The following is a 20,566-nucleotide window of genomic DNA, read 5'->3' on the forward strand; positions in this document are numbered from 1 at the left end:
CCTTATCCTGCCGTGTCGCCGCCCGGGACCTTGGACAGCGTCCGGCGGATGTACTCGGCGGTGTCGATCCGGCCGAGCTCCCGGTCGACGAGGTCCGAGACGTCGCTGCGGTCCGGCTCCCAGTTCTCCAGGCGGTTGTTCGCCAGCGCGTCGCTGACGTGCTGCTTCTGGTCGTCGTCGAGCGGTTCGAACAGCTCCGGCCAGCGCTGCGCGTAACGGCACGGTTCGTAGGCCATCGGTAACTCCCGGGTCGCGAGCAATTCGAACCACCCTACATAAGTCGTCGCCCGCCGCCGGGTAGCTCAGCTCACACGCCGAGCCCGCCGTCCACCCGCAGTACGGCACCGGTGACGTACGAGGCGCGGTCGCTGAGCAGCCAGGCGGCGGCCTCGGCGACCTCGGCCGGTTCGGCGCCGCGGCCGATCGGGGCCCGGGCGATCAGCGTGTCGATCACGCCGGGCTGCGCGCGGTCCCAGTCCTGCAGCATCTCGGTCAGCGTGGTGCCGGGCGCGATCGCGTTCACCCGGATGTTCTCGGGCGCGTACGTGATCGCGGCGGACTCCGTCAGGCTGTTCACGGCCCGTTTCAGCGCGCCGTACGCCGGGAGCGCCGGGTTGCCCGCGAAGCTGCCGACGCTCGACGTGTTGACGATGCTGCCGTGGCCGCTGGTGGCCCGGATCGCGGTGACCTCGGCGACCATCGACGACCAGACGCCGCGCAGGTTCACGGCGTACACCTGGTCGAACTCGGCCGGGGTGAGCCCGTCCATGGGGCCGGGTTGCTGGCCGGCGGCGCCGTTGTTGAACGCGGCGTCCAGGCGGCCGTACTCCGCCACGGCGCGGTCGACGGCGGCGCGGATCGCGTCCGGGTCGGCCAGGTCGCAGACGACGTACCGTGCGTCGAGTTCCTTGGCGACGGCCGCGATCTCGGATTCGGTACGGGCGGCGAGCATCACCTGCGCGCCCTCGGCGACGAACAGCCGGGCCGCCGCGGCGCCGATCCCGCGTCCGGCGCCGGTGATGAAGATGACCTTGTTGTCGAGAAGTTTGCTCATGTCTTCGAGCCTTCGCGACCGCCGGAGCGGTAACCAGGCATCGGTTGTACCTGGCTAACGCCCGGCGAAGGGGCAGACTGGAGAACGTGGACAAGGCGGAGCTTGCGGTGTTCCTGCGCAGTCGGCGCGAGCGGCTCGCCCCTGCGGACGTCGGCCTGCAGGCCGGGCGCAGACGTCGTACGCCGGGACTCCGCCGGGAGGAGGTCGCGCAGCTCGCGTACATCTCCACGGAGTACTACACCCGCCTGGAACAGGCACGGGCGCCGCACCCGTCCGTGGAAGTACTGGCCGGGCTGTCCCGCGCGCTCCGGCTGAACGATGCCGAGCGCAACCACCTGCACCACCTCGCGGGCGTGCCGCCGGTCCGGCCGGTCGGGCCGCCGCGGGAGGTACGGCAGAGCATCCTCGACCTGCTCGACCGGCTGCCGAACGCGGCCGCGATCGTGCTCTCGGCGTACTGCGAGGTGATCGCCTGGAACCACCTCGCGGCCGCGCTGATGGAGGACTTCTCCGTCCGCTCCCGTGCCGAGCGGAACCTGCTCCGGCGCGCTTTCCTCGGCGGCGACAAGCATGTGTACTCCGTGGTCGACGGTGAACGCTTCGCCCGGAGCGCGGTGAATCACCTGCGGGCGGTCGCGGCGCGGTACCCGGACGACCCGGAGCTGCGGGAACTGATCGCCGACCTGTCGGCGAGTCCGGAGTTCACCGCGCTGTGGGAGGCGCACGAGATCGTGGGCGAGCCGACGCTGTGCAAGTCGTTCCGGCATCCGCTCGTCGGCCTGGTGACGGTGAACTGCGACGCGCTCGCGATCCCGGACTGCGACCAGCAGGTGGTCATCTACACCGCGACACCCGGCTCACCGTCGGAGGAGGCGCTCCGGCTGCTGTCGGTCGTCGGCACCCAGCGGCTCGACGTACCAGGGTGATTAAGCACTCGTACTGCTCACTGTGTGCGGATATTCCTGTTGGAATTGTCGCCAGCTGCGCGGGAGGTTGGAGACATGGCAGCTGACACGAACAAGACCCGCCGGATCGGTGACGTCGAGGTGTCCGCGATCGGCCTCGGCGGGATGCCGATGTCGATCGAGGGCCGGCCCGACGAGGCCCGGTCGATCGCGACCATCCACGCCGCGCTGGACGCCGGGATCACGCTGATCGACACCGCCGACGCGTACCACCTGACCGCGACCGACGACGGCCACAACGAGACCCTGATCGCCAAGGCGCTGGCGTCGTACGGCGGCGACACGTCGAACGTCCTCGTCGCCACCAAGGGCGGCCACCTGCGGCCCGGCGACGGAAGCTGGACGCAGGACGGCTCCCCCAAGCACCTGTTCGAGGCGGCCGAGGCGTCGCTGAAGCGGCTGGGAGTCGAGGCGATCGGGCTGTACCAGTTCCACCGGCCGGACCCCAAGACGCCGTACGAGGACTCGATCGGCGCGATCCGCGACCTGCTCGACGCCGGCAAGATCCGGATGGCCGGTATCTCGAACGCGAACCCGGAGCAGATCACCCAGGCCCAGGAGATCCTCGGCGGCCGGCTGGTGTCGGTGCAGAACCAGTTCTCGCCCGCCTTCCGCTCCAGTGAGCCCGAACTCGACCTGTGCGACCAGCTCGGCATCGCCTTCCTCCCCTGGTCCCCGCTCGGCGGCATCTCCCGCGCCGGCGACCTCGGCGCCAAGCACCCCGCCTTCCACACCCTCGCCGCCGAGCTCGGCGTCTCACCCCAACGCCTCACCCTCGCCTGGATGCTCGCCAAGTCCCCCCACGTCATCCCGATCCCCGGCTCCAGCCGCCCGGAAACCATCCGCGACTCGTACGCCGCGGTCGACCTCCGGCTCACGCCGGACCAGGTCGCCGCACTGGATGCCGCCTGACCTGGGCATATTCGCCGCGCCGCGGGTGTTGAGAGGCGCATGGAAGACATGCGCGCATTGAGTTACGGACTCGGACAGCAGTACTTCGAGGATCGTGACTACCGCGGCGCGATCCGGGCGCTGCAGCCGGTTGTCGACGAGACCCCTGAGGATGTCGGCACCCGGTTGCTGCTGGCGCGGGCGTACTACCACGCCGCACTGCTCAAGCCCGCCGAGGAACAACTCCTGGCGGTCATCGAACGCGAGCCCACCGAGTACTACGCGCACCTGATGATGGCTCGCACCCTGGAACGGCTGTCCCGACCGGACGAAGCCGGAAAGCACCGGCGAATCGCCGCCGCGCTCACCGGCGACGACGAGCTGCTGAAGCCACATACCGTCTGAGCTGTACCTTGCCGAAGGCCCGTGATCCGCTGATCGCGGGCCTTCGGTGCGTCTGGAATGAGTTGCGGCTGCCCCGCGTTCTCGTAGTTTAATAGTTAATCATCTTGGAGGAGGACCGATGCAGTTCGGCGTTTTCAGCGTCGGGGACGTAACCGAGGACCCCACCACCGGGACCACCGTGTCCGAGGGTGAGCGGATCAAGGCGATGGTGCGGATCGCGCTCAAGGCCGAGGAGGTCGGGCTGGACGTCTTCGCGCAGGGTGAGCACCACAACCCGCCGTTCGTGCCGTCCTCGCCGACGACGCAGCTGGCGTACGTCGCCGCGCAGACGTCGAAGATCGTCCTGTCCACCTCGACGACCCTGATCACCACCAACGACCCGGTGAAGATCGCCGAGGACTACGCGATGCTGCAGCACCTGGCCGACGGCCGGGTGGACCTGATGATGGGGCGCGGCAACACCGGGCCGGTCTACCCGTGGTTCGGGCAGGACATCCGGAACGGGATCGCGCTCGCGATCGAGAACTACGCGCTGCTCCGCCGGCTCTGGCGCGAGGAGGTCGTCGACTGGGAGGGCAAGTTCCGGACGCCGTTGCAGGGGTTCACCGCCACGCCCCGGCCGCTGGACGACGTACCGCCGTTCGTCTGGCACGGGTCGATCCGGTCGCCCGAGATCGCCGAGCAGGCGGCGTACTACGGTGACGGGTTCTTCCACAACAACATCTTCTGGCCGATCACGCACACCAAGCGGATGATCCAGCTCTACCGGCAGCGCTTCGAGCACTACGGGCACGGCGCGGCGGACCAGGCGATTGTCGGACTCGGCGGTCAGGTCTTCATGCGGAAGAACTCGCAGGACGCGGTACGCGAGTTCCGGCCGTACTTCGACAACGCGCCGGTGTACGGGCACGGGCCGACGCTGGAGGACTTCAGCCGGGAGACGCCGTTGACGGTCGGCAGCCCGCAGCAGGTGATCGAGCGGACGCTGTCGTTCCGCGAGCACTTCGGGGACTACCAGCGGCAGCTGTTCCTCATCGACCACGCCGGACTGCCGTTGAAGACCGTGCTGGAGCAGCTCGACATTCTGGGTGAGGAGGTCGTGCCGGTGCTGCGGAAGGAGTTCGCGGCGCTGAAGCCGACACACGTACCGGACGCACCGACGCACGCGTCGCTGAAGGCCGCCGCCGAGCGGGCGCGCGAACTGGAGACGATCGAGGAGCCGCCGGCAGTCCCGGCGGTCGAGGAGCCGACCCGATGACGGACAAGGTGATCGCCGTGGTGACGGCCGGGCTGACGACGCCGTCGTCGTCCCGGCTGCTCGCCGATCAGCTGGCGGAGGCGGTCCGCGACGAGCTGTCCGGTCGCGGCATCGGCACGCGGATCGAGCTGGTCGAGGTCCGCGACCACGCCCACGAACTGACCGACAACCTGCTGACCGGGTTCCCGCCCGCCAAGCTGCGCGAGGTCCTGGATGCCGTCGCGTCCGCCGACGCCCTGATCGTGGTCAGCCCGACCTTCAGCGCGTCGTACTCCGGCCTGTTCAAGATGTTCTTCGACGTACTCGACGACAAGGCCCTGGCCGGCAAGCCCGTCCTGCTGGCCGCGACCGGCGGCACCGAACGCCACTCCCTGGTCCTCGAGTTCGCCCTCCGCCCCCTGTTCGCCTACCTGAAGGCCCTCCCGGTCCCCACCGCCGTCTACGCCGCCTCCACCGACTGGGGCCCCAACGCCGCCACCCTCCGCCCCCGCATCACCCAAGCCGCCGGCGAACTCGTCGCCGCCCTCCACCACGAAACCCCCGCCACCACAGACCCCTTCGCCAACCCAACCCCCTTCGAGGACCTACTCAACGGGTGATGGCCTGGAGATCCTCAACCGCGACCTTCGATGAGCTGAGCCAGGCCGTCGAGGATGGTGGTGAGGCCGAAGGTTAGGGCGTGGGCGGGGTCGAGGGCGGACTGGAAGTGTTCGCCTACCGCGGTGCCTACGCGGCCGGCCAGGGGGAAGTGGGTGTTGGACATGACCGCGGTCAGGGTGGGGGAGATCTGGCGCCACCATTCCTGGTCGGTGAGGCCGGAGTCGCGCTGGGTGCGGAGTTGTTCGGCGCCGGCCCGGGCGGTGCCCTGGACGTGCGTCAGGACGAGAGCCAGCGCGGAGTCCATCTCCACGTCGGTGAGGCCCAGGCCGTCCAGCGGGCGGAGTTCGATCTCGTACTTGCGGGTGATGTTCGGGCCCAGCGCCGTTCGCACCGTCGGGACGTCGTGGATCCAGGGGTGGGCGCTGAGCACGTCCCAGTTTCGGCGGGCGATGAATTCGAGGGCTCCGCGCCAGCCGCCGGGTTGGTCGGCCGGTTCGGCGTCGGCGTACAGGTCGCCGTACGCCTGGTCAAACATCAGGTCGGTCAGCTCGCCCTTGCCGGGGACGTGCGTGTAGAGCGACATCGTGCCGACCTTCAGCCGGTCGGCGACCATCCGCATCGACAGCGCGTCCAGCCCGGAGACGTCCGCGAGGTCGATCGCCGCGTCCACGATCGCGCGGACCGTCAGGCCGGACCGGCCGGGCTTGGTGTGGCTGCCCCAGAGCAGCGCCAGACTGCGCGCCGGATCGGGCGCCGCCGCCTTTCTTCCCGCCACTCGGAACCTTCCTCCAGCGCTCGTCGTTGGAGGAATCGTACCTGAGCCGTACAATGTACGGTACACTCTACGGCTCGACGACTGCGAGAGGTGGGAATGGCAACGGAGCGAGTGATCGAGGCCGCCGGCGTACGGAAGAACTACCGCGGCGGCACGGACGGCGCCGGGCTGAACGGCTTCGACCTGGAGGTCACGGCCGGCACCGTGACGGGCCTGCTCGGCCCGAACGGCGCCGGCAAGACGACAGCGGTGCGGATCCTGTCCACGCTGCTCGAGATGGATTCCGGTACGGCGACGATCGCCGGGTACGACGTACGCCGGCAGGGGGCGGAGGTACGACGGCGGATCGGGCTCGTCGGGCAGTACGCCGCCGTGGACGAGGTACTCACCGGGAGGCAGAACCTGGTGATGTTCGGGCGGCTGAACCACCTGCGGAACGCGAAGGCCCGGGCGGACGAGTTGCTCGAGCGGTTCGGACTGGTCGGCGCGGCCGGGCAAGCGGTGAGCAAGTACTCCGGCGGCATGCGGCGCCGGCTCGACCTCGCGGCGAGCCTGATCGTGGCGCCGCGGGTGCTGTTCGTGGACGAGCCGACGACGGGCCTGGACCCCGCCGGACGGACCGAGGTGTGGAACGCCGTACGGCAACTGGTCGACGGCGGTACGACGGTGTTGCTGACGACGCAGTACCTCGAGGAGGCGGATCAGCTGGCGAACCGGATCTCGATGCTCAAGGCGGGACAGGTGGTCGCGGAGGGGACGCCGGACGAGTTGAAGACGCAGCTCGGATCGGACCGGCTGGAGCTGGTCCTCGCGGATCCGGCCGAGGTACCGCGGGTCGTGCAGCTGGCCGCGCCGCTGGCGGACGGGGAGGTGCAGGTGACCGACGTACGGATCAGCATCCCGGTGCGGGATCGGACGAAGGCGCTGGTGGTGATGGCGAACTCGTTGCACGAGGCAAAGATCGAGCCGGAGGACATCACGTTGCGGCGGCCGACGCTCGACGAGGTCTTCCTGCACCTGACCGGGGCGGAGGTGGCGGCGTGATGTGGGTGTTCGCGGACAGCTGGACGATCGCGCGACGGACCTTCCTGCACTGGCGGATGCAGCCCGGGCTGGTGGTGTTCACGTGGTTCTTCCCGGTGCTGATGCTGTTGCTGTTCGGCGGTCTGCTCGGCGGAGCGATGGCGTCGGACGCGTCGTACTACGAGCTGCTCGTGCCCGGGATCTTCGCGCTGGCGATGCTCTTCGGGCTGGAGGGCACGATGACGGCGGTCGCCACGGATGTGTCGAAGGGGGTGACGGACCGGTTCCGGTCGCTGCCGATGAGCTCCGCGGCGGTGGTGCTCGGGCGGTGCATCGCGGACCTGCTCGACTCGGTCGTCACTCTGGCGGTGCTCGTCGCGACCGGGCTCGCCCTGGGCTGGCGCTGGCACGAGGGGCTGCCGTCCGCGCTGGCCGCGTTCGGACTGCTGTTGCTGCTGCGCTTCGCGCTCCTCTGGGTAGGCATCTTCATCGGTCTGTCGGTCAAGAACGCCCAGAGCGTCACCGTCGTACAGGTCCTGGTCTGGCCGATCGGCTTCCTGTCCAGCACCTTCGTCGCCACCTCGACCATGCCGGCCTGGCTGGGCACGATCGCCCAGTGGAACCCCCTGTCTGCCACAGCCACCGCAGCCCGCGGCCTGTTCGGCAACCCCGACCCCTCAACCACCACGACCTGGATCGGCTCCCACGCAGGCCTCGCGGCAGTCATCGCCCCACTCCTGCTGACCGCGATCTTCCTCCCCCTGTCCGCCCACCGCTTCCGCACCCTGTCCCGCTGATCACGAAGGCGGCCACAGCGGGCCGCCTACGAGTTCAGAGGCCGCGGGCGGCGGTCAGCAGTTCCAGCGGCGCGGTGAGGTCTACGACGCGGTCGGCGTACTGGAGCAGGGTTGGGTCGTGGGTGATGAGGATCTTGGTGGGGGTGGTGGGGAGGGACTGGATCAGCTGGTGGGCGGTGTGCAGGTCGAGGCCGGTGGTTGGCTCGTCCAACAGCAGGACGGGGGTGTTGCGGAGGAGGGCTCTGGCCAGGGTCAGGCGCTTCAGCTGGCCGCCCGAGAGGGTCGTCGGGGTGAGACGAGTGTCGTAACCGTCGGGGAGGGACGTGATGAAGCTGTGGGCCTGGGCTGCTTGTGCGGCGCCGACGATCTCCTCCTCGGTGGCGTTCGGATTGCCGTAGGTGAGGTTGGTTCGGACGGTGCCGGGAAGGATGTGGGTTTGTTGTGGTAGCAGGGTGATGGATTCGCGGAGGCGGTGTACCCCCAGTTCCGGGAGGGGTACACCGTCGAGGCGGATCTGGCCGGCCGCCGGGTCGTAGAAGCGGAGCAGGAGCTTCGCGACGGTCGACTTGCCGATCCCGCTGGGACCGGTGAGTACGACGAACTCCCCCGGCTCCACGGTCAGGTCGAAGTCCGTCAGCACGTCCGCGCCCCGGTAGCGGAAGCTGACCCGGTCGAACTCGACCCGCCCGTGCACCTGTGCGAGTTCGACCGGGTGTTCCGGATCGCTCACCGCCGCCCTGGCCGCCAGGACCTCCTCCAGCCGCTCGGTTGCGGCGGTGGCGGCGGTCGCGGTCAGGTTGAGTTCGCCGAGGCTGCGCAGCGGCGGGTAGAGGTACCCGAGGAACGCGGCGAAGGACAGCAGCGCCCCGAGCGTCATCCGCCCGTGCGAGATCTCCCACACGCCGAGCCCGATCACCCCGAGCACACACAGGGTTTCCAGCACTTCGACGACCTGTTCGTACAGCTCGCTCCGCCGCGCACCACCCACCGACGCCCGCATCCACGCGACCGCCTCGCGGTCCAGCCGCTGCTCTTCGGCCGGGGTCCGGTTGTATGCCTGCGTGAGCTCGATCGCCCCGAGCGACTCCTCCAGTACGGACGTGATCGCGCCGTCCGCGACCCGCTCCGAGCGGGCGAAGCGCCGGATCGGCCCGGAGAACACCTTCGCCGTCAGCCACAGCAACGGTGCCAGTACGAACGTGAGCAGCGCGAGGTCCCACCGCAGCCAGAACGCAGCGGCCGAGAACAGTACGACGCGGAACATCGCCGAGACCAGGCCGATCGTCGAGGACACGACCAGTTGCTCGATCGCCTCGACGTCGCCGCTCAGTCGCTCGACCAGATCCCCACGCCGGTACCGCTGGAAGAAGTCCGGCGGCAACTCCTGCACATGCCCGAACACGTGGGCGCGCAGTCGCCGTACGAACCGTTCACCGCTCCAGAATGCGAGCGAATTGCCGAAGTACCCGATGATCGCGCCGACTACCGCGACCCCGAGCCAGGCGCCCGCCGGACTCCAGAACGCGGCCAGCGAGCCCTGCTCCAGGGCGTGATCGGTGAGGTTGCCGAAGAGCAGGATCGCGACCGTCTCGCAGACCGCTGCCGCGATCACGCAGCAACACACCAGGACGTACCATCGCCGGTCGCCGCGAGTCAGCGGCCAGAACCGCGCGAACGCCTGCCGGATCGTCATCGCCGTCTCCCGTCGGACACGCCGGTGGGGCCTGCGCGAACTGCAGGCCCCACCGTCGAAGGACTAGCGTGCGATCGGCCGGCGGCGCGGCGCCTTCTTGGCCGGCTTCTTGTGGCAGGCACCGGGCTTCGGGGCCCGGTGCTTCTTCGGGAGCGGGGTGATCTTCTTCAGGCTCATGATCCTTCTCCTTCGTGTTGGTTGTTGCCGCGGTCAACTGCTTGCGACAACCACGAAGCTAGCCAGCCAGGCTGGCGAAACCATCAGCCCTGACTGGCAAGATCCTTGGAACACCTAGACCACCCGCGCCGCCCCTCCACTACCCCGCGCGAAGCGCGGTCTTTTGTTGCTACGGGGTCAACTGTCCACCCCCTCACCACCCCGCGCGAAGCGCGGCTGCTTTTCTCTTTTGCTACGGGGTCAGGTGGCCGCCCCTCCAGTACCCCGCGCGGAGCGCGGTCTTTTGTTGCTACGGGGTCAACTGTCCACCGTTGATCTCGATGATCTGGCCCGTGACGTACGACGCCATCCGCTCGGAGGCGAGGAACAGGATCGTCCCGACGCATTCGTGCGGCGTGCCGGTGCGGCCCATCGGGATGGTCGCCAGCATCGCCTGCATCTGCTCGTCACCGGTGTGCCGGTCGTGGAACGGGGTCTTGATCACGCCCGGCGCGATCGCGTTCACCCGGATCCCGTCCGGCGCCAACTCCTTCGCCAGACCGCGGGTGAACGTACTGACGGCACCCTTCGACGTGGCATAGACCACCGAACCACCCGCACCACCGGTCCGTCCGGCGATCGACGTGACGTTGACGATCGACCCGTTGCCCTGCTCCCTGAACACCGGCACGATCCGCCGGCTGAGCGCGAACACCGAGGTCAGGTTGACGTCCAGGATCCGGTGGAACTCCTCGTCCGGTACGTCGGCGATCGGGGAGCGGTGCACGAGGTCGCCGGCGTTGTTCACGAGTACGTCGATCCGCCCGTGCTGCGCGAGCACCTCGCCGACGAACGCGTCCGCCGCCTTCGGGTCGGCGAGATCCGCCTGGTGCAACGACGCCGTACCACCCGCGGTCTGCACCGCCCCGACGGTGTGCTTCGCCCCCTCCTCGTTCCGGTGGTAATGCAGCGCGACCGTCGCCCCAGCCTCCGCAAACCCCACCGCCGCCGCAGCCCCGATCCCACTACTGGCCCCGGTCACCACCACAACCTGATCCCTGAAATCCAGATATCCCATGCGCCCTATCCTCTACCAGTGCCGCGTACTGTTCTCGTCGCCGCGTATGTCGTATGGCCGGTCGGCGTCGCGCTGCTCCGGCTGACCGCACACGCCCGCGGGCGCTGCCTGGTCTTCACCGGGGTCGGGTACCTGATCGCGCTCGTGATCGCGACGACCGCCACACCGTCGGTGGTAGCGGTTCCGTTGGGCCTGATGCTCGGTGGGCTGATCGCAGTCTTCATGTGCCTGAACACCGGGCACGGACTGACGCCCAGGCATGATCCGGAGACGACGTACTGGGCGTACGACGGGAAGATCCCGCGGGGCGACCGGCTGGTCGAGGTGCTCAGCGCGCTGGTCGCGGTCTGCGGCGGCGTCTCGCTGAAGTGGGGGTGAACGCGCCGTGCGCCGGGATGGTGAGTCGGTGGCGGGGGTATTTTCGATGGATGGGATACGCGCTCGGGGAGCTCGGGCTCCGGCGGTGGCGGACTGGTGACGCGTTGCGGCTGGCGGCGGCGCACGAGGATCCGGCGATGGTGAGCCAGGGTGGCATCGTGGACCGGGCGTCCGCGGTCGACTGGATCGGCCGGGTCGCGGATCTGGACAACGGGCACGTGTACGCCGTGGCGGACGCCGACGACCACCCGATCGGGTGCGTGGCGGTGACGAACATCGACCGGCACCGGGTCGGCTGGACCTGGTACTGGACGCTCGCCGACGTCCGCGGCCACGGCGTCGCGCGGGACGCCCTCCGCGCGCTCGCGAACTGGGCCCACCACGAGGCCGGGCTCTACCGCCTCGAGCTGGGCCACCAACTCGACAACCCGGCCTCCTGCGCGGTGGCGGCCGGTGCCGGCTTCCTCTCCGAAGGCGTCGAACGCCAACGCCTCGCCTTCGACGGCACCCGGTACGACGTCGAACGACACGCCCGCCTGGTCACCGACCCCCTGCCCGCCCCTCAGCGCCGGGTGCGGGTCACAGCGTGAGCTTCGGGTGCCGGTTCACGTCCTTGTAGAGCAGGTACCGGAAACGCCCCGGCCCTCCGGCGTAGCAGGCCTGCGGGCAGAAGGCGCGGAGCCACATGAAGTCGCCCTCCCGGACCTCGACCCAGTCCTTGTTCAGCAGGTAGATCGCCTTGCCCTCGAGCACGTACAGCCCGTGCTCCATCACGTGCGTCTCCGGGAACGGGATCACCCCGCCGGGCTCGAACGTCACGATGTTCACGTGCATGTCATGACGTACGTCGTCCGGGTCCACGAACCGCTGGGTCTGCCAGGCGCCGTTCGTGTCCGGCATCTCCCGGCCCTCGACGTCCGCCTCGTTGGTGACCAGCGCCGGCGGTACGTCGATCCCCTCGACCCGCTCGTACGCCTTCCGCACCAGGTGGAACGTCGTCGGCGCGTCGCTGGTGTTCCGCACGGTCCAGTCGCCGCCCGGCGGAAGGTAGGCGTACCCGCCCGACCTGAGCGTGTGCTTCTCGCCCGCGACCGTCAGCACAATGTTGCCCGATACAACAAACAGCACGGCTTCGGCGGCCGGGTCGGTCTCCGGCTTGTCGCTGCCACCGCCCGGCGCGACCTCGACGATGTACTGCGAGAACGTCTCCGCGAACCCGGACAGCGGCCGCGCGATCACCCACAACCGGGTGTCGTCCCAGAACGGCAGCCTGCTGGTGACGATGTCCGTCATCGTCCCGCGCGGCAGTACGGCGTACGCCTCGGTGAAGACCGCGCGGTCGGTGGTCAGGTCGGTCTGCGGGGGCAGCCCGCCCTTCGGGGCATAGAAGGTCATCGTTCTCCTCGGGTCAGCAGCCGGCCGCGCGGGTCGGCGGCGAGGTCGACGGGTACGCCGTGCAGCCAGGTGCTCCGGACGACACCGGTCAGCGTGCGGCCGTCGTACGGCGTGATGGCGTTCTTGTGCTGGAGCTGGCGCGCGTCGACGGTGAACGTCTCGTCCGGGGCGAGCACGCACAGGTCGGCGTCGTACCCGACCTCGATCCGGCCCTTCGTCCGCAGGCCCGTCTGGTCGGCGGGTGCCTCCGCCATCCAGCGGACCACGTCCGGAAGGGTGAACCCGCGACGACGGGCCTCGGTCCAGATCGCGGACAGGCCGAGCTGGAGCGAGGCGATCCCGCCCCACGCGGTGCCGAAGTCGCCGGTCTCCAGGTGTTTGAGGTCGATCGTCGACGGCGAGTGGTCGGACACGATCTGGTCGATGGTGCCGTCGCGGAGGCCGTCCCAGAGCAGCTCGCGGTTCGCGGCCTCGCGGATCGGCGGACAGCACTTGTACTGCGTGGCGCCGTCCGGGATGTCCTCCGCGTCGAAGCTGAGGTAGTGCGGGCAGGTCTCCGCACTGATCCGGACGCCGTCGGCCCGGGCCTTCGCGAGCAGCGGGAGGACCTCGGCGCTGGAGACGTGCAGGATGTGGACCCGGCAGCCGGTCTCGCGGGCGAGGTCGACGACATGCTGGACGGCCTCGTTCTCCGCCGTTCGGGGGCGGGAGTTGAGGAAGGCCCGGTAGCTCGCGCCGTCGGGCTGGGTCGCCTCGTCGATTCGGTGCGCGTCCTCGGCGTGCACGATCAGCAGCCCGTCGAAGCTCGCGATCTCGCGCATCGCGGCCGCCAGTTGATCCGCGTCGAGCGGCGGGAACTCGTCCACGCCGGAGTGCAGCAGGAAGCATTTGTACCCGAACACGCCGGCCTCGTGCAGGGGGCGCAGGTCCGGGACGTTGCCCGGGATCGCGCCGCCCCAGAAGCCGACGTCGACGTACGCCTGGGTCTCGGCGGTCTTGCGCTTGAGCGTGAGCGCCGGGACGTCGCAGGTCGGCGGGATGCTGTTCAGCGGCATGTCGACGATCGTCGTGACACCGCCCGCCGCGGCGGCCTTGGTCGCGGAGGTGAAGCCCTCCCAGTCGGTGCGGCCCGGGTCGTTCACGTGCACGTGGGAGTCGACGAGCCCTGGCAGCAGTACCTCGTCGTCGGCAAGGCGGAGATCGGCCGCGGCGTCGAGCTCGGCGTCGTACGGCGAGACCACGGCGATCCGCCCGTCCCGCACCCCGATGGCTGCCGCCTGCTCGCCTCCGCCACGCACGACCCGACGGGCTCGTATCACGAGATCCAGAAGACTCATCCACGTCCTCGCTTCGCTGCGGGCGCGGATGAGGCACGAAGCGTTCTGTACTTGATGATGAACTCGCTTCGCTCGTTCATGCGATGCCTTTCTCTCTTCGTGTCATCGTAAGGTGCTCCACCGCGATCCGTTCTCCGAGCGCCTCGAGGAGCGGGCGGGGTTCGGCGATACACCGCCGTACGTCGGGTTCGATGTCGGTGAGCGCGTAGGCCGCGGCGACGCCGATCCCCTTGAGCTGCTCCGGCGCCAGCTTGTTCACGCCGCAAACGGCAACCACTGGAAGACCTCCAGCGGTGGATCCGACTGCGGCGGCCGCTACCCCGGCGACGGCTTTTCCGTGCAGGGTCTGTTCGTCGAGAGCACCTTCGCCGGTGACCACCAGGTCCGCACCGGCAACCTTCTCGCCGAACCGCACCATCTCCAGCACCAGGTCGATCCCGGGCCTCAGCTCCGCCCCCAGCAGCGCGATCGCCGCGAACCCGACCCCACCGGCGGCGCCCGCGCCCGGTACGTCCCGCAGATCCCTCCCCGTCTCCCGGGCGACCAGATCCGCCCACTCGGTCAAGGCGGCATCCAACCGCACCACCTGCTCCGGGGTCGCACCCTTCTGCGGCCCGTAGACAGCCGCCGCGCCCCGGGGTCCGGTCAGCGGGTTGTCGACGTCGCACGCGACGACCACCCGTACGCCTTCGAGTCGTCCACGAAGTGCTGCAAGAGACGCCCCGGTTTCCGGAAGTTTTTCGTCGCCCAGCGCCGAATTGTTTCCGGAGTGCGGGTGAGGCTCACCGGCGAGGGCGCTGATCATGCCTCGGCCCCCGTCGGTGGAGGCGCTGCCGCCGATACCGAGGATGATCCGGGTGCAGCCGGCGTCTACGGCCGCGGCGATGACCTCTCCTGTGCCGTACGACGTTGCCGTGAGGGGAGCGGGCCTGTCGTCGGGAAGGCGGACCAGGCCCGAGACGTCGGCGAGTTCCACGACCGCGGTGTCGCCCAGGCGGGCGTAGCCGCTCCGGACCGGTTCGCCCGTGGGGCCGGAGGCGGCGACGGGGAACAAGGTGTAGCCGGCGGCGACGGCGGCCGACAGGGTGCCGTCGCCGCCGTCGGCTACTGGTACCGAGATCACGGTGGCGTCGGGGCAGACTCGTTGTACCCCGACGCCGACCGCCTCCGCGACCTCGGCGCTGGTCAGCGTTCCTTTGAACTTGTCCGAGGCGACCACCATCCGGAGGCCGAACCCCTCGAACGACGCCGTACCCATCAGTCCAGCAACGCGAGAGCCGTGGGCGCGTCCTCGGGCGCGATCGCCAGGTCCTCGAACTCGATCACGTTGTCGATCTCGACCCCCATCGACACGTTCGTGACCCGCTCCAGGATGACCTCGACGACGACCGGGACCCGGTGCTCGACCATCAGCTTCTTCGCCTGCTCGAGAGCCGGCAGGATCCCGTCCGGCTCGGACACCCGCAGCGCCTTGCAGCCGAGGCCCTCGACGACCTTCACGTGGTCGACGCCGTACCCCGCGACCTCGGGGCTGTTGATGTTCTCGAACGACAGCTGCACGCAGTAGTCCATGTCGAAGTTCCGCTGCGCCTGGCGGATCAGGCCGAGGTACGAGTTGTTCACCACGACGTGGATGTACGGGATGTTGAACTGCGCCCCGACCGCCAGCTCCTCGATCAGGAACTGGAAGTCGTAGTCGCCCGACAGCGCCACGACCGTGCTCTCGGGATCGGCAGTGGCAACACCCAGAGTCGCCGGCACGGTCCAGCCGAGCGGACCGGCCTGGCCGGCGTTGATCCAGTGCCGCGGCCGGTACACGTGCAGCATCTGCGCCGCCTGGATCTGCGACAGCCCGATCGTCGACACGTACCGGACGTCCGGCCCGAAGGCGCGGTTCATCTCCTCGTACACCCGCTGCGGCTTGATCGGCACCGCGTCGAAGTGCGTCTTCCGCTGCAGAGTCGTACGACGTTCCCGGCACTCCGCGGCCCACGCCGTACGGTCCGGCAGCGACCCGGCCCGCTCGCGGGCGACCTCGACGAACACCTCGAGCGCGGCCCGGGCGTCCGACACCACGCCGTAGTCGGGCGCGAACACCCGCCCGATCTGGGTCGGCTCGATGTCGACATGGATGAACTTGCGCTCACCGCGGTACACGTCCAGCCCGCCGGTGTGCCGGTTCGCCCACCGGTTGCCGATCCCGAGCACCAGGTCGGACGCCAGCAGCGTCGCGTTCCCGTACCGGTGCGAGGTCTGCAACCCGACCATGCCCGCACTCAACGGGTGGTCGTCCGCGATCGCACCCCAGCCCATCAGCGTCGGTACGACGGGAACACCGGTCAGCTCCGCGAAGGAGACCAGCAGGTCGGCCGCGTCGGCGTTGATGATGCCGCCGCCCGCGACGATCAGCGGGTGCTCTGCGGCCCCGAGCATGTCGAGCACCTTCTCCGCCTGCGCCCGGGTGGCCGCGGGCCGGGAGACGGGCAGCGGTTCGTAGGTGTCGATGTCGAAGTCGATCTCGGTCAGTTGGACGTCGATCGGCAGGTCGATCAGCACCGGGCCCGGACGGCCTTCGCGCATCACCTGGAACGCCTTCTGGAAGGTGCCCGGGACCTGTGCGGCCTCCATCACGGTGACCGCCCACTTCGCGACCGGCTTGGCGATCGCGGAGATGTCGACGGCCTGGAAGTCCTCCTTGTGCAGCTTCGCGACCGGCGCCTGCCCGGTGATGCACAGGATCGGGATCGAGTCCGCGGCGGCGGAGTACAGCCCGGTGATCATGTCGGTGCCGGCCGGCCCCGACGTCCCGATGCAGACGCCGATGTTGCCGGCCCGGGCCCGGGTGTACCCCTCGGCCATGTGCGACGCGGCCTCGACGTGCCGGGCGAGCACGTGCTTGATCCCGCCGTGCGCGCGGATCGCGCTGTAGAACGGGTTGATCGCGGCCCCCGGCAGCCCGAAGGCCTGCGTCGAGCCTTCCTTCTCGAGGATCAGTACGGCGGCGTCCACCGCCCGCATGCGAGTCATCAGTTGACGTCCTTCCCGGACAGCCGCTCCACGCCGCGGAGCAGCGCGGAGTGGTCGAGCTTGCCGTCGCCGTTCGCCCGGGCGGACGCGACCAGCTGCGCCACCAGGGCACCCAGCGGTACGACGACACCGGCCTCGCGGGCGGCCGCGGTGACGATGCCCATGTCCTTGTGGTGCAGGTCGATCCGGAACCCTGGCTCGAAGGAGCGCGACAGCATGTTCTCCTTCTTCTGGTTCAGCACGGTCGAGCCCGCGAGACCGCCACCCAGTACCTCGAGGGCCGCCTTGGTGTCGACGCCGTACGCCTCCAGGAAGACGACGGCCTCGGAGACCGCCTGGATGTTCGCGGCGACGATCAGCTGGTTGGCGGCCTTGACGGTCTGGCCGGAGCCGCTCGGGCCGACGTGGACGACGGTCTTGCCGACCGCGTCGAACACCGGCTTGGCCTGCGCGAAGTCGTCCGCCTCGCCGCCGACCATGATCGAGAGCACGGCGTTCTTGGCACCCGCCTCGCCGCCGGAGACCGGGGCGTCGAGCAGCCGGAAGCCAAGTGCGCGGGCCTGCTCGGCGAGCTGCTGCGTGACGTCCGGGCGGATGCTCGAGAAGTCGATGATCAGCGCTCCGGTGTCGGCGTTCTGGAAGACGCCGTTCTCACCTTCGAGGACGTCCTGGACGTCCGGCGAGTCGGGCACCATCACGCAGATCACGTCGGCGCCCTTGACCGCCTCGGCGATCGAACCGACGGCGCGGCCGCCGGCCTCGACGAGTGCGGCGGCGCGCTCCGGACTGCGGTCGACGCCGGTCACGGAGTGGCCCGCGTTGGCGAGGTGGACGGCCATCGGGTTGCCCATGATGCCGAGGCCGATGAAGGCGATGTTCGTCATTTTCGTCTCCTAGAGGATTCAGCGGCGCTCGTACGGCAGCCAGCCGAAGCTTGCTTCTGTGGTGGTGGACGGCTTGTACTCGAGTCCGACCCAGCCGGCGTAGCCGTTCGCCTCCAGGGCGCTGAGCTGGGCGTCGAGCGGGAGGGTGCCGGTGCCGGGCTCGTTGCGGCCCGGGTGGTCGGCGATCTGCACGTGTGCGATCCGGTCGGTGTGCTCGGCGATCACCCGGTCGACGTCGTCGCCGTTGACCGCGAGGTGGTACAGGTCCGCGAGCAGCCCGAGGTTCGGTACGTCGTACGCCGCCTGGACGCGGTCGATCACGGCGAGCGCGTCCGCGGCGAGCTTCAGCGGGTACCGCGGTGCGCCGCTGACCGGCTCGAGCAGGACGGTGGCGCCGATCCGCGCGGCGGCCTGCGCGGCGAGCCCGAGGTTCTCGACCGCGACCTCGTCCTGCTCCTGCTCGGTCGCGCCGTCCACCCGGTTGCCGTACAGGGCGTTGAAGCCCTGGGTGCCGAGGCGTTCGCCGATGCCGACCGTGACGTCGATGTTGTCGCGGAACTCGCCGGACCGCTTCGGCCAGGACACCAGGCCGCGGTCGCCGCCGGGCATGTCGCCGGCGAAGAAGTTCAGGCCGGTCAACTGCACGCCGGCGTCGGTGACCGCGGTCACGAACGCGTCGACCTGGCGGTCCGGGGGGACAGCCTCGACGAACGGCCACCAGAACTCCACCGCGCTGAACCCGGCCCGCCGGGCAGCCGCGGGCCGCTCGAGCAGGGGCAGCTCGGTGAACAACAACGAACAGTTCACCGTGTACCGCAACTGGTGACTCATCCCGTCTCCAACTTTCCGCATTGTGGAACTTGAATTCTGTTCTGCGAAATGACCATAAGTCGACGGGTGCGGGCCGTCAAGCGCCCGGGCGTCCTATATGAGGGCTGTCCCCCGCGTACGCGCGCGTTGTACGTTCCTCTAAAGGAGGTCGCCGTGCTGCTTGCCGAACTGCTTGACGCGCCCGAGCTCGGGTTGCGCCTGCTGTACGCCGCGGGCGGCGTGCTGGATCGCCCGATCGGGCGGCTGGTGACGACCGACCTGCTGGAGCCGGGGCGGTACCTGAGCGGTGGCGAGGTGGTGCTGACCGGGCTCGTCTGGCGGCGGCAGCCGGAGGACAGCGAGGTGTTCGTGGCGTCGGTCGCGGCCCGCGGGGCGACCACGATCCTCGCGGGCAAGGCGCAACTGGGCGACGTACCGGAGGATCTGCTGGCGGCGTGCCGGCAGCATCGGATGACGCTTGTCGAGGTGCCGATCGAGGTCGCGTTCGCGGACGTCACGGAGTACGTCGCGGCGGCCGGGTCGGCGGAGACCGGCGCGCGGTTGTCGGCCAGCCTGGTCCGGCAGCGGCAGCTGTTGTCGTCGATCGCCGCCGGGCGCAGCCTGGACGAGCTCGCGGCCCGGATCTCCGCCGAGATCGGGCACGACTGCCGGGTGCTGACGCCGACCGGGCGGCACGTCGTACCAGGACCGAGTGAGCTCGACCCCGACACGCTCGACGCAGTGACCCATCGGTTCCTGACCGCGGACCGACTGCCGGCAGTCGCCGCCCCACCGGCCGCGACCGGCACGACAAGTGCAGCTGGCTCGGCGCGTGCCGTCCCCGCCGCCCGCGCGGCAGGCAGGACGGGCGGGGCGGGCGCGGCAGGCAGGGCAGGCGGGGCGGGCGCGACCGGGGCCGGCGCGTCCGGGGCCGGGGCGTCCGGGGCCGGCGCGAGCGGGGGCGGGGCGGTTGGGGGCGGGGCGAGCGGGGGCGGGGCGGCGTACAGCTTGTTTCCGGTGGGGTCTGGGTTCGGGAACCGGCTGACGGCGTGGTTCCTGGCGATCGACGGTGACCACACGACCTGGTCGCACGACCACGTCGAGGCGGTTCACGAGCTGTGCGCGATCGCCGCCCTCGATCGCGCCCGTCGCGACGAGGGGCGCCGGGCGCTTCGCCCGCTGGTCGCGGACGCGCTGGCGCTCGTCGAGTCCGGCGCGCCACAGACCGAGGTCGCCGCGCGCCTGCGGCAGGCCGGCGCACACTCGGAGCGACCGCTGGTCGTCGCGGTCGCCGGTCTCCGCGACGACGGCAGCGACCACGGCCCCAGTGAGGTCGCGCTGACGCTGCTCGAGGACGTCGCGCTGACGGTCGGTCCCGCGGTCGTCGCGCCCGGGCGGGACGGTTTGCTCGTCGGCTTCCTGCCGTACACGCCGGAACTCGCGGAGCACCTCCGGCGCGCCATCGGCCGGCTCGCTCCCGGGCTGAACCGGGCGCATCTCGCGGTCGGGATCAGCGGCGAGACGGCGATCGACGCGCTCGCCGGGGCGCTCGAGGAGGCACGGTTCGCCCAGCGTGCGGCCGGCGCGGCCCGCGCACCGGTCTCGGTCGTCACGTCGGACGAGGTCGCTTCGCACGTCCTGCTGCTCGCCACGCTGCCCGACGACGTACGGCGTACCTACAGCAACCGCGTCCTCGGGGCGGTCCTCGACCACGACCGGCGTACCCACGCCGACCTGCTCACGACGCTGCAGGCGTTCCTGGCCTGCTCGTGCTCGTGGACCCGGACGGCCGAGGCGCTGCACCTGCATGTCAACACCGTTCGCTACCGGATCGAACGCGTTGAGCAACTGACCGGACGCGATCTGTCAAGCCTCGAGGACCGGGTCGACGTGTTCCTGGCGCTCAAATCGCTGTAGTTGTGTGATCACACAAAACAGGGCGTTCTCCAGCTGTTCATCTTCGGAGGTTCGCCGGGTGCAATCCACAGTCTGTTGAGCCGATGCTCAGGGGCAGGTTCAAATCCCCCGCCGCCCCACGCA

At 69.9% G+C, this 20,566-nt stretch carries 21 protein-coding genes; 10 read left to right on the forward strand and 11 right to left on the reverse strand.

What is annotated here, in order from left to right:
- Nucleotides 1–2 precede the first annotated feature (2 nt).
- Both AB0M51_RS29885 and AB0M51_RS29890 read right to left on the reverse strand, forming a co-directional pair.
- A complete protein-coding gene (locus AB0M51_RS29885) occupies nucleotides 3–236 on the reverse strand; it encodes a hypothetical protein (RefSeq protein ID WP_344189105.1) in 234 nt (77 codons plus the stop codon).
- Between the two features lie 71 nt (nucleotides 237–307).
- Nucleotides 308–1,054, reverse strand: a complete 747-nt coding sequence (locus AB0M51_RS29890) for an SDR family oxidoreductase (RefSeq protein ID WP_344189103.1) — start codon at nucleotides 1,052–1,054, stop codon at nucleotides 308–310.
- 86 nt (nucleotides 1,055–1,140) lie between these two features.
- On the opposite strand from AB0M51_RS29890, the gene AB0M51_RS29895 reads away from it, so the two are divergent.
- From AB0M51_RS29895 to AB0M51_RS29915, 5 genes are all read left to right on the forward strand, one after another.
- Entirely contained in the window at nucleotides 1,141–1,980 is an 840-nt protein-coding gene (locus AB0M51_RS29895) for a helix-turn-helix transcriptional regulator (RefSeq protein WP_344189100.1), read from the forward strand.
- A gap of 75 nt (nucleotides 1,981–2,055) precedes the next feature.
- On the forward strand, nucleotides 2,056–2,931 hold the full coding sequence (locus AB0M51_RS29900) for an aldo/keto reductase (RefSeq protein WP_344189097.1): 876 nt from the start codon (nucleotides 2,056–2,058) through the stop codon (nucleotides 2,929–2,931).
- 48 nt (nucleotides 2,932–2,979) lie between these two features.
- Entirely contained in the window at nucleotides 2,980–3,315 is a 336-nt protein-coding gene (locus AB0M51_RS29905) for a tetratricopeptide repeat protein (protein ID WP_344189095.1), read from the forward strand.
- 118 nt (nucleotides 3,316–3,433) lie between these two features.
- Nucleotides 3,434–4,573 carry an LLM class flavin-dependent oxidoreductase gene (locus AB0M51_RS29910; protein WP_344189093.1) on the forward strand — a complete coding sequence of 380 codons (1,140 nt, stop codon included), beginning with the start codon at nucleotides 3,434–3,436 and terminating at the stop codon, nucleotides 4,571–4,573.
- Complete coding sequence (locus AB0M51_RS29915) at nucleotides 4,570–5,172, forward strand: FMN reductase (protein WP_344189091.1); 603 nt, start codon at nucleotides 4,570–4,572, stop codon at nucleotides 5,170–5,172. Before AB0M51_RS29910 ends, AB0M51_RS29915 begins: the two co-directional genes overlap by 4 nt.
- Before the next feature lie 14 nt (nucleotides 5,173–5,186).
- Here the strand turns inward: AB0M51_RS29915 and AB0M51_RS29920 are convergent, their stop codons facing one another.
- Nucleotides 5,187–5,948, reverse strand: coding sequence for a TetR/AcrR family transcriptional regulator (locus AB0M51_RS29920; protein ID WP_344189089.1), 762 nt, complete (start codon nucleotides 5,946–5,948; stop codon nucleotides 5,187–5,189).
- Nucleotides 5,949–6,044: 96 nt separating this feature from the next.
- Here AB0M51_RS29920 and AB0M51_RS29925 point away from each other — a divergent pair, with 96 nt between their 5' ends.
- Both AB0M51_RS29925 and AB0M51_RS29930 read left to right on the forward strand, forming a co-directional pair.
- Nucleotides 6,045–6,992, forward strand: coding sequence for an ATP-binding cassette domain-containing protein (locus AB0M51_RS29925; RefSeq protein ID WP_363751426.1), 948 nt, complete (start codon nucleotides 6,045–6,047; stop codon nucleotides 6,990–6,992).
- Complete coding sequence (locus tag AB0M51_RS29930; protein ID WP_344189596.1) at nucleotides 6,992–7,768, forward strand: ABC transporter permease; 777 nt, start codon at nucleotides 6,992–6,994, stop codon at nucleotides 7,766–7,768. Before AB0M51_RS29925 ends, AB0M51_RS29930 begins: the two co-directional genes overlap by 1 nt.
- 34 nt (nucleotides 7,769–7,802) lie before the next feature.
- Here the strand turns inward: AB0M51_RS29930 and AB0M51_RS29935 are convergent, their stop codons facing one another.
- A complete protein-coding gene (locus AB0M51_RS29935) occupies nucleotides 7,803–9,461 on the reverse strand; it encodes an ABC transporter ATP-binding protein (protein WP_344189087.1) in 1,659 nt (552 codons plus the stop codon).
- A 466-nt stretch (nucleotides 9,462–9,927) separates the two neighbouring features.
- Nucleotides 9,928–10,695 (reverse strand): SDR family NAD(P)-dependent oxidoreductase, encoded by a 768-nt coding sequence (locus tag AB0M51_RS29940; RefSeq protein ID WP_344189085.1) that lies wholly within the window; start codon nucleotides 10,693–10,695, stop codon nucleotides 9,928–9,930.
- Between the two features lie 18 nt (nucleotides 10,696–10,713).
- Between AB0M51_RS29940 and AB0M51_RS29945 the strand changes: the two genes are divergently transcribed.
- Nucleotides 10,714–11,073, forward strand: a complete 360-nt coding sequence (locus AB0M51_RS29945; RefSeq protein ID WP_344189083.1) for a hypothetical protein — start codon at nucleotides 10,714–10,716, stop codon at nucleotides 11,071–11,073.
- Nucleotides 11,074–11,123: 50 nt separating this feature from the next.
- Nucleotides 11,124–11,663, forward strand: a complete 540-nt coding sequence (locus tag AB0M51_RS29950; RefSeq protein ID WP_344189081.1) for a GNAT family N-acetyltransferase — start codon at nucleotides 11,124–11,126, stop codon at nucleotides 11,661–11,663.
- On the opposite strand, the gene AB0M51_RS29955 is transcribed toward AB0M51_RS29950, so the two are convergent.
- From AB0M51_RS29955 to AB0M51_RS29980, 6 genes are all read right to left on the reverse strand, one after another.
- Nucleotides 11,653–12,468 carry a bifunctional allantoicase/(S)-ureidoglycine aminohydrolase gene (locus AB0M51_RS29955; RefSeq protein ID WP_344189079.1) on the reverse strand — a complete coding sequence of 272 codons (816 nt, stop codon included), beginning with the start codon at nucleotides 12,466–12,468 and terminating at the stop codon, nucleotides 11,653–11,655. The two genes, AB0M51_RS29950 and AB0M51_RS29955, sit on opposite strands and share 11 nt — an antisense overlap.
- Entirely contained in the window at nucleotides 12,465–13,805 is a 1,341-nt protein-coding gene (allB, locus tag AB0M51_RS29960) for an allantoinase AllB (protein ID WP_344189076.1), read from the reverse strand. Before allB ends, AB0M51_RS29955 begins: the two co-directional genes overlap by 4 nt.
- 76 nt (nucleotides 13,806–13,881) lie before the next feature.
- Nucleotides 13,882–15,063 carry a glycerate kinase gene (locus AB0M51_RS29965; RefSeq protein WP_363751430.1) on the reverse strand — a complete coding sequence of 394 codons (1,182 nt, stop codon included), beginning with the start codon at nucleotides 15,061–15,063 and terminating at the stop codon, nucleotides 13,882–13,884.
- Nucleotides 15,063–16,832 (reverse strand): glyoxylate carboligase, encoded by a 1,770-nt coding sequence (gene gcl, locus AB0M51_RS29970; protein ID WP_344189071.1) that lies wholly within the window; start codon nucleotides 16,830–16,832, stop codon nucleotides 15,063–15,065. The genes AB0M51_RS29965 and gcl overlap by 1 nt, the downstream gene beginning before the upstream one ends.
- On the reverse strand, nucleotides 16,832–17,716 hold the full coding sequence (locus AB0M51_RS29975) for a 2-hydroxy-3-oxopropionate reductase (RefSeq protein WP_344189069.1): 885 nt from the start codon (nucleotides 17,714–17,716) through the stop codon (nucleotides 16,832–16,834). Before AB0M51_RS29975 ends, gcl begins: the two co-directional genes overlap by 1 nt.
- Before the next feature lie 18 nt (nucleotides 17,717–17,734).
- Entirely contained in the window at nucleotides 17,735–18,547 is an 813-nt protein-coding gene (locus tag AB0M51_RS29980) for a TIM barrel protein (RefSeq protein WP_344189067.1), read from the reverse strand.
- Nucleotides 18,548–18,700: 153 nt separating this feature from the next.
- Between AB0M51_RS29980 and AB0M51_RS29985 the strand changes: the two genes are divergently transcribed.
- A complete protein-coding gene (locus tag AB0M51_RS29985) occupies nucleotides 18,701–20,443 on the forward strand; it encodes a helix-turn-helix domain-containing protein (RefSeq protein ID WP_363751433.1) in 1,743 nt (580 codons plus the stop codon).
- Nucleotides 20,444–20,566: the final 123 nt, after the last annotated feature.

The sequence above is a fragment of the Kribbella sp. NPDC051137 genome, from assembly GCF_040682535.1.
In the GTDB taxonomy this organism is placed as follows: domain Bacteria; phylum Actinomycetota; class Actinomycetes; order Propionibacteriales; family Kribbellaceae; genus Kribbella; species Kribbella karoonensis.

Excerpts from the sequence above, each read along its gene's own strand:
- AB0M51_RS29885 (WP_344189105.1), bottom strand. The coding sequence starts at position 236 with ATGGCCTACGAACCGTGCCGTTACGCGCAGCGCTGGCCGGAGCTGTTC.
- AB0M51_RS29890 (WP_344189103.1), bottom strand. The coding sequence starts at position 1,054 with ATGAGCAAACTTCTCGACAACAAGGTCATCTTCATCACCGGCGCCGGA.
- AB0M51_RS29900 (WP_344189097.1), top strand. The coding sequence starts at position 2,056 with ATGGCAGCTGACACGAACAAGACCCGCCGGATCGGTGACGTCGAGGTG.
- AB0M51_RS29905 (WP_344189095.1), top strand. The coding sequence starts at position 2,980 with ATGCGCGCATTGAGTTACGGACTCGGACAGCAGTACTTCGAGGATCGT.
- AB0M51_RS29910 (WP_344189093.1), top strand. The coding sequence starts at position 3,434 with ATGCAGTTCGGCGTTTTCAGCGTCGGGGACGTAACCGAGGACCCCACC.
- AB0M51_RS29915 (WP_344189091.1), top strand. The coding sequence starts at position 4,570 with ATGACGGACAAGGTGATCGCCGTGGTGACGGCCGGGCTGACGACGCCG.
- AB0M51_RS29925 (WP_363751426.1), top strand. The coding sequence starts at position 6,045 with ATGGCAACGGAGCGAGTGATCGAGGCCGCCGGCGTACGGAAGAACTAC.
- AB0M51_RS29930 (WP_344189596.1), top strand. The coding sequence starts at position 6,992 with ATGTGGGTGTTCGCGGACAGCTGGACGATCGCGCGACGGACCTTCCTG.
- AB0M51_RS29935 (WP_344189087.1), bottom strand. The coding sequence starts at position 9,461 with ATGACGATCCGGCAGGCGTTCGCGCGGTTCTGGCCGCTGACTCGCGGC.
- AB0M51_RS29940 (WP_344189085.1), bottom strand. The coding sequence starts at position 10,695 with ATGGGATATCTGGATTTCAGGGATCAGGTTGTGGTGGTGACCGGGGCC.
- AB0M51_RS29950 (WP_344189081.1), top strand. The coding sequence starts at position 11,124 with ATGGGATACGCGCTCGGGGAGCTCGGGCTCCGGCGGTGGCGGACTGGT.
- AB0M51_RS29955 (WP_344189079.1), bottom strand. The coding sequence starts at position 12,468 with ATGACCTTCTATGCCCCGAAGGGCGGGCTGCCCCCGCAGACCGACCTG.
- allB (WP_344189076.1), bottom strand. The coding sequence starts at position 13,805 with ATGAGTCTTCTGGATCTCGTGATACGAGCCCGTCGGGTCGTGCGTGGC.
- AB0M51_RS29965 (WP_363751430.1), bottom strand. The coding sequence starts at position 15,063 with ATGGGTACGGCGTCGTTCGAGGGGTTCGGCCTCCGGATGGTGGTCGCC.
- gcl (WP_344189071.1), bottom strand. The coding sequence starts at position 16,832 with ATGACTCGCATGCGGGCGGTGGACGCCGCCGTACTGATCCTCGAGAAG.
- AB0M51_RS29975 (WP_344189069.1), bottom strand. The coding sequence starts at position 17,716 with ATGACGAACATCGCCTTCATCGGCCTCGGCATCATGGGCAACCCGATG.
- AB0M51_RS29980 (WP_344189067.1), bottom strand. The coding sequence starts at position 18,547 with ATGAGTCACCAGTTGCGGTACACGGTGAACTGTTCGTTGTTGTTCACC.